This is a genomic window from Salinicola sp. (assembly GCF_982684285.1).
This window is the reverse complement of record NZ_CEXLVS010000171.1, coordinates 1-9,118: the sequence shown is the minus strand read 5'-3', so window position 1 is coordinate 9,118 and position 9,118 is coordinate 1. Positions and strand designations below refer to the sequence as shown.

The 9,118-nt window shown below is 65.6% G+C and carries 9 protein-coding genes; 2 read left to right on the top strand and 7 right to left on the bottom strand.

Annotation, left to right across the window (positions count from 1 at the left end; all coding sequences use genetic code 11):
- Positions 1 to 692 (top strand): pirin family protein (locus AC3AYF_RS14455; protein WP_487779907.1); only part of this gene is annotated, 692 nt, incomplete at its 5' end.
- Between the two features lie 21 nt (positions 693 to 713).
- Here the strand turns inward: AC3AYF_RS14455 and AC3AYF_RS14450 are convergent.
- From AC3AYF_RS14450 to AC3AYF_RS14435, 4 genes are all read right to left on the bottom strand, one after another.
- A complete protein-coding gene (locus AC3AYF_RS14450; protein ID WP_295037423.1) occupies positions 714 to 1,637 on the bottom strand; it encodes a lysophospholipid acyltransferase family protein in 924 nt (307 codons plus the stop codon).
- A gap of 97 nt (positions 1,638 to 1,734) precedes the next feature.
- Complete coding sequence (locus AC3AYF_RS14445; RefSeq protein ID WP_487779906.1) at positions 1,735 to 2,112, bottom strand: DUF4870 family protein; 378 nt, start codon at positions 2,110 to 2,112, stop codon at positions 1,735 to 1,737.
- A gap of 102 nt (positions 2,113 to 2,214) precedes the next feature.
- A complete protein-coding gene (locus AC3AYF_RS14440) occupies positions 2,215 to 3,135 on the bottom strand; it encodes a TatD family hydrolase (RefSeq protein WP_295037420.1) in 921 nt (306 codons plus the stop codon).
- Between the two features lies 1 nt (position 3,136).
- The gene (locus AC3AYF_RS14435) at positions 3,137 to 4,003 is read right to left on the bottom strand and encodes an EboA domain-containing protein (protein WP_295037418.1); all 867 of its coding nucleotides are present in this window, start codon (positions 4,001 to 4,003) and stop codon (positions 3,137 to 3,139) included.
- Positions 4,004 to 4,303: 300 nt separating this feature from the next.
- On the opposite strand from AC3AYF_RS14435, the gene AC3AYF_RS14430 reads away from it, so the two are divergent.
- The gene (locus AC3AYF_RS14430) at positions 4,304 to 5,740 is read left to right on the top strand and encodes an alkaline phosphatase family protein (protein WP_295037416.1); all 1,437 of its coding nucleotides are present in this window, start codon (positions 4,304 to 4,306) and stop codon (positions 5,738 to 5,740) included.
- Between the two features lie 114 nt (positions 5,741 to 5,854).
- Here the strand turns inward: AC3AYF_RS14430 and AC3AYF_RS14425 are convergent, their stop codons facing one another.
- The 3 genes from AC3AYF_RS14425 to AC3AYF_RS14415 all read right to left on the bottom strand — a co-directional run.
- The gene (locus tag AC3AYF_RS14425; protein ID WP_295037414.1) at positions 5,855 to 6,754 is read right to left on the bottom strand and encodes a UbiA family prenyltransferase; all 900 of its coding nucleotides are present in this window, start codon (positions 6,752 to 6,754) and stop codon (positions 5,855 to 5,857) included.
- The gene (eboE, locus tag AC3AYF_RS14420; protein WP_295037413.1) at positions 6,751 to 7,935 is read right to left on the bottom strand and encodes a metabolite traffic protein EboE; all 1,185 of its coding nucleotides are present in this window, start codon (positions 7,933 to 7,935) and stop codon (positions 6,751 to 6,753) included. The genes AC3AYF_RS14425 and eboE overlap by 4 nt, the downstream gene beginning before the upstream one ends.
- On the bottom strand, positions 7,922 to 9,118 hold a 1,197-nt coding region (locus AC3AYF_RS14415), incomplete at its 5' end, for a 3-dehydroquinate synthase (RefSeq protein WP_295037412.1). The genes AC3AYF_RS14415 and eboE, both read right to left, overlap by 14 nt.

The following is a 9,118-nucleotide window of genomic DNA, read 5'->3' as shown; positions in this document are numbered from 1 at the left end:
CGTTCGGGCCGCACCCGCATCGCGGCTTCGAGACGGTGACCTTCATTCTCGAAGGCTCGCTGGCCCACGCCGACAGCGCCGATCATCAGAGCGTGATCCACGCCGGCGGCGTGCAGTGGATGACCGCCGGCAGTGGCATCGTCCATGCCGAGATTTCCCCGCCCGAGTTCCTGCGCGATGGTGGGCCGCTGGAGATTCTGCAGCTGTGGATCAACCTGCCGGCGCGGCTGAAGATGAGCGAGCCGCGTTATACCGGTTTGCAGTGCGAGTCGATTCCGACGGTTTCCCTGCCCGGCGGCGGTGAGCTGAACCTGATAGCCGGTGAGTTCGAGGGCCAACGCGGGCCTGTCGAGAGCCTGACCGATGTGTTCATGTCGACGCTGACGCTAACGCCGGGCGCTTCCCCTATGCTGTCGGTCCCGACAGGACGACAGGTCTTCCTCTACGTCGTCGGTGGTGAGATAGCGGTGGCCGGCCAGGCGGTGAAGTCACGCCATTTGATCGAACTGGATCGGGCCGGCGATGCCGTCGAACTCGAAGCGTCGGACGATGCCAGGCTGATCTTCGGTCATGCCGAGGTGATCGATGAGCCGGTGGTCTCCCATGGCCCGTTCGTGATGAACACCCGGGAGGAGATCGTCGCGGCCATCGATGATTACCAGGCCGGGCACTTCGGCGGACTGGCCCAGTAGCGCAGTGGCTCGCGCCGACGCTCAGCGTTTGCTGTAGAGCCTGTGTTTCCGATAGCCGGGCACGAGCTGTTGCTCCTGCTCGGTTTTCTTCCAGCGTTTGTACTCCCACTGGTACTGAACCGGATCGAGCGCGATCGCTGACTCGACGCAGGCGTTGACGCCGAGCGCCGACACCTTTTCATCCGTGTCATAGACGCGGTCGTCGGCGGCCAGAAAGTGGATCGCGAAGCCGCGGCCCTCGGGCAGGCGCCTGGCGACGCCGGTGACGACGCGAGCCTGGGTCCGGGCCACCAGCTTCGGCAGCAGTGTGGCGGTATAGGCGGGGCGGCCAAAGAAATCGGCGAACACGCCGCTGCCCCAGTCGGGCTCCTGATCGGGCAGGATCCCGACGGCTTCGGCGCGCTTCAGTGCCTTGAGCAGGGCGGCGACGCCGCGCGGGTTGGTCGGTACCAGCTCGGCGCCCATTCGCTCGCGGCCGTGACGGATGACGGGATCGAGGTCGGCCATCTTGGGCGGCTCGTACATGGCGGTGAACGGGAAGTGGCTCGACAGCCAGAAATTGAGCACCTCCCAATTGCCGAAGTGGGGCGCCAGCACGATCACGCCACGACCTTCGGCGCGAGCCTCGTCCAGCAGCTCGCGACCGTGGACCTCGACGATCGAGGCGTCGACGCGCCTGGGATCGGCGATCCAGGCGAACCCGAGCTCCAGCATGGTCGCCGCGGAGTGACGCAGGCTGGCCTGGATCCGGCGGCGACGCTGTTCACCATCGTCGTCGGGATAGGCGACTTCCAGATTGCGTCGGCTGACGTGGCGTTCCCGCCGGGAAACGGCATACAGCACGCGGCTGGCGACACCCGCGAGCGACCACATCGTCCTAAGCCGGCAGTGTGACAGCAGACGCCAGAGCAGGTGGATGGCGCGAGCTTGAAGACCTTCGATCATTCGTCTCTCTTTCTCTCGGTGCACGTCATTGCCGGATCTCTCGGTTCGGCGTCCCGGCACGGTGGGCGGCGGCATGAACGGGAGCTGACTTTCGGCATCACCACAGCCAGCTATCGACCTTGTCCGGTGCGCGCCGTTCCTGCAACGCCTTGAAGCCGATGACGCAGCGCACGATCAGCCACACCGCCTGCAGCGCCATCAACACGAATCCGATCAGCACGAAGGCGAGTACCCAACTGATACAGGCGTAGAGCAGCCCGATCCAGAAGGTACGGATATGGTAGCGATAGTGCTCGTCCAGCCAGCGCGGGCCATTGCCGCGGTAGACATAGGCGATGATCACGCCGCTCACCGGGGTGATACCGGTCACGAAGACGCCCAGCAGCAGGGCGTAGACGATCATGGCGAGGGTGGTGTCGGGACGCCTGGCATCGGTGTCCGATTCGGTGACAGGATTGTCGATCGGTGAAACCATGAAGTTCCTCTCGGCGGCGCATCGGTGGTTGACCGCATTTTGCCGTCGAGAGGCTCCGGGTGCCAGCCTGAACGGAGGCGCCGCAGCAGAGGGACGTTCGCGCTATTCGATCAGTAGTCGGTCGCGGCGGCGATCAGCCGCTGCCTCCACCCGCGGATCGCGGCCGCCTCGCAGGATCGAGTTGCCCTCGAATAGCGTGCGCTGGTCGATGGGCGCGGGATCGAGCCAATCGGCGGCCTGCATCTGGCCGCTCTTGCCGTAGACGGCGAGGGCGTTGTCGTAGGTGACCTGGCGTACCACGGTCTCGGCAATCCCGGACTCGAGCGCCAGCCGCGCCGTCTTGGGGACGCCGAGACAGTCCGAGATCCCCCAGTCGCAGGCGCTGTCGACGATGATCCGGTCGCCGCCATACTGTTTGAGCAGCTCGACCATTCGTGCGTTGCCCATCTTGGTCGACGGGTAGATTGAGAAACCGGCCCAGTAACCGCGATCGAGCGTCTCACGCACGGTCTCCTCGTTGTTGTGATCGATGACCACCCACGACGGATCGAGCCCCATCTCCTCGCAGACGTCCATCGAGCGCGAGGTGCCGCGTTTCTTGTCGCGGTGCGGCGTGTGCACCATCACTGGCAGTTGGAGCTGCTTGGCCAGTGCCAGTTGGGCACGAAAGTACTTGTCCTCGAGTGGGGTCTGCTCGTCATAGCCGATTTCACCGATGGCGACGACGCCCTCCTTGAGGGCGAATCGTGGCAGCCACTCCATCACACCCTCCGCCAGCGCCTCGTTGTTGGCCTCCTTCGAGTTTAGGCCGATGGTGCAGTAGTGACGGATACCAAACTGGCCGGCGCGGAAACGCTCCCAGCCAACCAGCGAAGATAGGTAGTCGACATAAGTGCCGACGAAGGGCCGGGGCTGCCCGACCCAGAACGCCGGTTCGACCAGGGCCACGATGCCGGCGGCGGCCATGGCCTCGTAGTCGTCCGTGGTACGGGACACCATGTGGGCATGGGGATCGATGAACATCTCAGGCGGCCTCCTTCAGTGTGAGGTGGTTCCAGTCGAGACGTCCGTCCGCGACCAGTGCGGTGATCTCCGGCACCGTCTGAAGCAGGTCCCGGGCGTAAAGGGTGTCCGCAGCAATCAATGCCAGTACCGCTGCACTCCGCTCTTCCGGCGCCCCCACCAAGGCCCGTTGCAGGGCATCGTAGGCCCCGACGCGTTCGGCGAAAGGCCCGACACAGCGCCACAGTTCAGGACTCACCTCGCGCCCGGCCGCCCATCGTTCCCGAGCGTAGTCGAGTAGGATCGCGGCCAGCTCCGCGTTGACCCGCGAGTCCAGGCCGACGATGGGGGAGAGTCGGCTACCGACGAACAGCGCCTTGAGCACCATATGGTTCCAGCGATGCTGGTCGAAGTGGTCGCGCGGATAGGGGTTGCCGTGCACGATGGATTCGAACACCGCACGCATGTTGGAGCGCAGCCCCTCGCCTACGGCGTCCGTCAACGACTCGGGTCGGGGATAGAGAGCCAGTCCTCGATAGAGCGTGATCAACTCGCGGGCGTCGGCGGTCCGGACCAGATCCTGGAATGTGTCCGAAAACGGGCGGTTGCCCTCGAAGGCGAGCAGGGCGGCGATGCGGGCCGCTCCATCGAGGCTCCAGCCCTCGGGACTCCAGCCCGGATAAGCCTGGTCCGCCATCGCCAGGTCCTGTGGAGTGAGCCTCAGATCCTGCTTGCCGAGTCGTCGCGGCACCAGGCCGAGAAATAGATGGAGATCCTTCTCGTTGCCGCTCTGGCCCAGCGAGGCGTACTGCCCGACGAGCCAACGGGCTTGATCCGGGGCCTGACGGCAGGTCCAGTCGCGCAGTAGCTTCAAAGGTGTAACGGACATGTAAATTTCCGGGCCAGTGATTTCAGAAGCCACTTTATCGGGTCGCCAAAAGAATCCCCAAGCTCAATTAACTGGCCAGTCGAGGGTTCAGGATCCAATGCTGAAACGGACTTATCGAATGACTTTTTTGCCCCGATAGCGGGTCGGTACCTTCACTTTTCTCGTGATAATTTCTCAAAATCGGGCGTTGATCGTCGCGCCGATTGTCTGTCGTTATTCCAACTGATATGGAGTCTTTACAGAACGTTGCGATGAGATCGCGACGGCAAAAATTCATCCTCGAATCGGCAGGCCGGCGCCATGCACAATACCCTGGTAATTCTCGTGGTCGGGCTGACGCCCCAACTGGTCGGTGACCATACGCCGGCCCTGAAACGGCTCGCCGAACGGGGCGGATTGCGGCCGTTGAACACCGTGACACCGGCGGTGACCTGCAGCGTTCAAGCGACGTTGCTGACCGGCTTGCCGCCAGGGCGGCACGGCGCCGTGGCCAACGGCTGGTACTTCCGGGATCTTGCCGAGGTCTGGTTCTGGCGCCAGTCCAACCGCCTGATGGCGGGCGAGAAGATCTGGGAAGCGGGGAGACGGAAGAATCCCGACTTTACCTGCGCCAAACTGTTCTGGTGGTACAACATGTATTCGAGCGCCGACTGGAGTGCCACGCCGCGGCCGATGTATCCCGCCGACGGCCGTAAATTACCCGATCATTACACCTATCCGTCGGATCTCCACGACGAACTCGACGCCAGGCTGGGCACCTTTCCGCTGTTCACCTTCTGGGGGCCAATGGCGGATATCTCGTCGAGTCGTTGGATCAGCGATGCGACGCGCCATGTCATGGAAACCCGCGATCCCACCCTGACCCTGACCTATCTGCCGCATCTGGACTACAACCTTCAGCGCCTGGGGCCGGATGTTGCCCATCCCGAGTTGCAGCGCGATCTCCAGGAGGTCGATGCGCTGTGTGGTGAACTGATCGACGCGGCCGAGCGGGAAGGGCGTCGGGTCATCGTGGTCTCCGAGTACGGGATCACGCCGGTTAGCGAGGCCGTCCATATCAATCGCGCGCTGCGTGAGGCCGGCTTGGTCGCGGTGCGTCGGGAACGGCAGCAGGAGCAGCTCGACGCCGGGGCGTCGCGAGCCTTCGCGGTGGCGGATCATCAGGTCGCCCATGTCTACGTTCGCGATCCGGAAGAGATTCCGAAGATCAGGGCGCTGCTGGAAGGGCTGGAGGGCGTGGAAGCGGTCTGGGGCGACCGCGAAAAGCGCGAGCAGGGGCTCGACCACCCCAACGCGGGAGAGCTGGTGGCGATCGCCCAACCGGATCGCTGGTTCAGCTACTACTACTGGCTGGATGATGCCCGAGCCCCGGACTATGCGCGCACCGTCGACATCCATCGCAAGCCGGGCTACGACCCGCTGGAGCTGTTCTTCGATCCCGCGCTGAAGTCGCCCAAGCTGGCGGCGGGATGGCGTCTCGCCAAGCGGCGGCTCGGCATGCGTCAACTGCTGGACGTCATCTCGCTCAAGGACACGGCGCTGGTCAAGGGCGCCCACGGGCGGCTGACCGACGATCCCTCCATGGGGCCGCTGGTGATCTCGTCGGAAGCTGGCCTGCTGCCCGCCGGGCCGGTCGAGGCGACGGACTTCAAGGCGCTGGTATTGGCTCACGTTTTCGAAGGCGACGATGAGGATATGGCGTACCGCCGGACCGCCGTCGATAACGCCAGCGCCTGACGTACGGCAAAAAAAGGCCGGGCCCGCATCACCATGATGTGGGGTCGGCCTGGTCCGTTTGGCGAAGATCGTCCTGCCTCCGGCGGCGTCCGCCACCGGTTGGCGTGTGTCGATTCAGGTCCCGGACGTCACCCGTTGCAATGCCAGCGTCGCGGCGAAGGACAGGGCACCCAGCAAGGCCATCCCGCTGGCGCCCATGGCCGCCATCAGCGTGGCGTCATAGAGCGAAATCGCGGCGATCAGGCCGACGACGGCACGCGGTACGTCCCCCGCAGCGCGGCGGGATAGCCACAGCAGGCAGCGCGCGCCCCAGACCAGATAGCCCAGCCACAGGATCAACGCCAGCAGCGACGGTTCGGGACCGGTCAGCATGGCGGCCAGCATCAGCGCGACCGGCACCGCCAGCACGGCCAACGGCCAGGCGGCGCCCAGCCGATCGTAGGCCTCCTGGCGGGCGGCGTAGGTCAGGCCGATGACGTGACAGGCCAGGCCGACGGCACCCCAGACCACCGCCGCATCGAGGGTGTCGGCAACCATCAGCGCGGCGGTCAGGTAGGTCAACAGTCGGCACGCACCCATCAACAGCGGGCTCCAGCCGATCCGCTTGTGCCACCAGTCGTAGCCCAGGATCGCGACGACCAGCGCCAGGCCGGTGATTCCGGCGGGCGGATGGCTCAGGAACAGCAGCCCGCTTCCCGACGCCAGCATCGCGGTGCCCAGCAGCGTGACGGTCAGGCGGTCGACGTCCCCCCGAGGGATGGGCCGATCGGCGCGTTCGCGGGCATCGATCTCGGCATCGCAGGCGTCGTTGAGGTACATGCCGCCGAGATAGAAAAGCGTCAATGCCAGCAGCGACGTCCAGAGCGCGGGGGTATGCCACAGCGCGGCACCACCGGCCCCCGCCAGCACGCCGCCGGCCAGCACGTTGCTCCAGACCGTGGGGAGATTGGAAACGCGCCCCAGCTCCAGCCAGATCCGGGCGCTACGCTTCCTGGCCGGCCCCGCCGTGGTCACGCCAGCTGTCGTGCGACCCAGGTCAGCTCGCGGGATATGGCCGCTTCCACGCTCTCCGTGCGCAGAGTCTCCGGTAATACCTGCCATGTGTAGGTCTCCACTTCCAGGTGCTGCGAGATCGGTCGCTGGCGATGCAGGGCGAGGATGTCGGTAAGGAACGACTGGGTGGTCTCGAACGGCGCTATCGTGTCCGCGAAGATCGGCACGTGGAAGTGCACGCGCCACTCTTCGCCGTCGGCTCTGGCGTCGTCGGCCAGCGCCTCGGGCAGGTCCGCGTATCGCACCAGTCCGTCTGCGCTGGAGACCACGACCTGATGCAGATAGGTTCGCTCGCAGAACGGTGCCAGCGCGTCGCGCTTCGCCGCGTCGATCCGTGGAACGCGCAGTGCGGCGCTCAGCTGCAGCTTGTGGATCGGAATGGCTGCCGTGCGCAGGGCCTCGATGCTGGCGGCCGGATCCTCGAATTCCACCGCGGCGTGGCAGACGTCGTAGCAGACACCCAGATGCCGCGGCAGCGCCTCCCTCGCCTCGTCGAGCGACAGGCCGCTGAGTTCGCTCAGACGGTTGGCGGCCGTATCGGAATAGAGATGGTCGCGGAAGAACGCGACCGTTTCGGCGATGGTCTCCAGGAAGCAGTGGGGCTCGGGCTCCAGCGCGATGGCGATGGTGACCTGGGTCTTCTGGGCGAGCTTGACGCAGTGGGCCGCCGCCTTGAGCAGGTTTTCCGCCATCGCCGGTGCAGCCCCTTCGGCCAACGGCTTGTAGGTGCCGGGTACGGTGCTCAGGCTCAGGGTGTCGCCGGCGGTGCCCAGTTCCGCCATCAGGTCGGCGAGCCAGCAGGTGTAGTCGAGCCGGGCGCGCTGCTTCCAGTCGGGTTGGTAGACGGCTTGCTTGACCGGGATGCCATGGAAGGGACCGAACGGGAAGCCGTTCATGGTCACCACGCGATAGTTCTCCCGCGCGAGGATCTCCTTGAGTTCGGCCCGTGCGCCGGGGGCGCGGAGCTCCTCCAGCGCCTGGGCAGACAGGCGCAGACCCACGCCGAAGGTCGCCTCGGGGCAGACGGTTTCCCGCACTCGCTTGACCGGCCCGAGCAGCGCCTCGCGCACCGCTTCCCAGGTCTGAGTCGGGTGGATGTTGAGACAGTAGGTCAGTTGACCCAGATCATCAGGCAGCTGCATGGTGGTTTGCCTCTTCGCGCAGCCAGTCGATCGCGGCTGTCATGGTGGTTTCATCGATCTCGTGGAGGTCGTGTCCACGCCCCAACCCGGCCAGCAGCGTGATCGTCAGCTCGCCGCCGAGGTGCTGCTGAAACTCCCGGAGCCCCGCCATGATGGCAAGACGACCGTCGTCGCCGAGCTCCATCAATTGGGTGTGGAAGACCGGCAAGCCCAGGCGCTTCAACAGCCACACGACGCGCCACTCGGCGCCGGCGGGCAGCAGGCCTGTCAGCACGGAGTAGCGCGTGTCCAGGGCGATGCCGATGGCGACGGCCTCGCCGTGGCCGATGCCGTGGTGGGTCAGGGCCTCGAGCTTGTGGGCCGCCCAGTGGCCGTAATCCAGCGGGCGTGACGAACCCTGTTCGAACGGGTCGCCGCCACGGCCGATCTGGCGCATGTGCAGCTCGGCGCTGCGGCGGATCATCGCTTCCTCGGTGCGCGGGTCGAACTCGGCCAGCGAATCGGCGTTGGCTTCCAGCCAGTCGAAGAAGGCACCATCGCGGATCAGCGCCACCTTGATCGCTTCGGAGATACCGGCCAGCCGGTCGCGGCGCGAGAGCGTGCTCAGGAAGTCGAAGTCGTTGAGCACCGCCCAGGGCGGGGCGAAGGTGCCGATGAAGTTCTTGTAGCCCTTGAAGTTGACGGCATTCTTGACCCCGACGCCGCTGTCGTTCTGCGCCAGCACCGTGGTGGGTAGCCGGATCAGGCGGACGCCGCGATGGCCCATGGCGGCGGCGAGCCCCAGCGCATCCAGCACCGCGCCGCCGCCGATGACGATGACGTAGGCGTGACGATCGACGCCGTAGTGCCGGATCTCTTCCAGCACGCCGTCGATCGTCTCCAGGTTGGCCTTCACGGACTCCCCGCCCGGCACGGTGATGGGCGCCGCCAGCAGGGTCATGCGGCTGGCGTGGGCGGCGAAGTAGGCATCGATACGCCGGTTCAGGTCCGGCCAGGTGGCGGCAATGCCGGCATCGACGTAGATCAGGCAGCGGTGGTTCTTGCGGGGTTCGCGGCGCGAGATGACATCGGCCAGCAGGGCGTTGTCGGGAGAGAAGATTTCCCGGGTGAAGGCCACGGGATAGTCGTAGGCGACGGAAAAGCGCTGCCAGTGAATGTCCGACGACGCTGGGTGCCGGTTGGC

What these genes read in the sequence shown, in the direction of transcription:
- AC3AYF_RS14450 (WP_295037423.1), bottom strand. Translation starts at nt 1,637, where the DNA reads ATGATCGAAGGTCTTCAAGCTCGCGCCATCCACCTGCTCTGGCGTCTG.
- AC3AYF_RS14445 (WP_487779906.1), bottom strand. Translation starts at nt 2,112, where the DNA reads ATGGTTTCACCGATCGACAATCCTGTCACCGAATCGGACACCGATGCC.
- AC3AYF_RS14440 (WP_295037420.1), bottom strand. Translation starts at nt 3,135, where the DNA reads ATGTTCATCGATCCCCATGCCCACATGGTGTCCCGTACCACGGACGAC.
- AC3AYF_RS14435 (WP_295037418.1), bottom strand. Translation starts at nt 4,003, where the DNA reads ATGTCCGTTACACCTTTGAAGCTACTGCGCGACTGGACCTGCCGTCAG.
- AC3AYF_RS14430 (WP_295037416.1), top strand. Translation starts at nt 4,304, where the DNA reads ATGCACAATACCCTGGTAATTCTCGTGGTCGGGCTGACGCCCCAACTG.
- eboE (WP_295037413.1), bottom strand. Translation starts at nt 7,935, where the DNA reads ATGCAGCTGCCTGATGATCTGGGTCAACTGACCTACTGTCTCAACATC.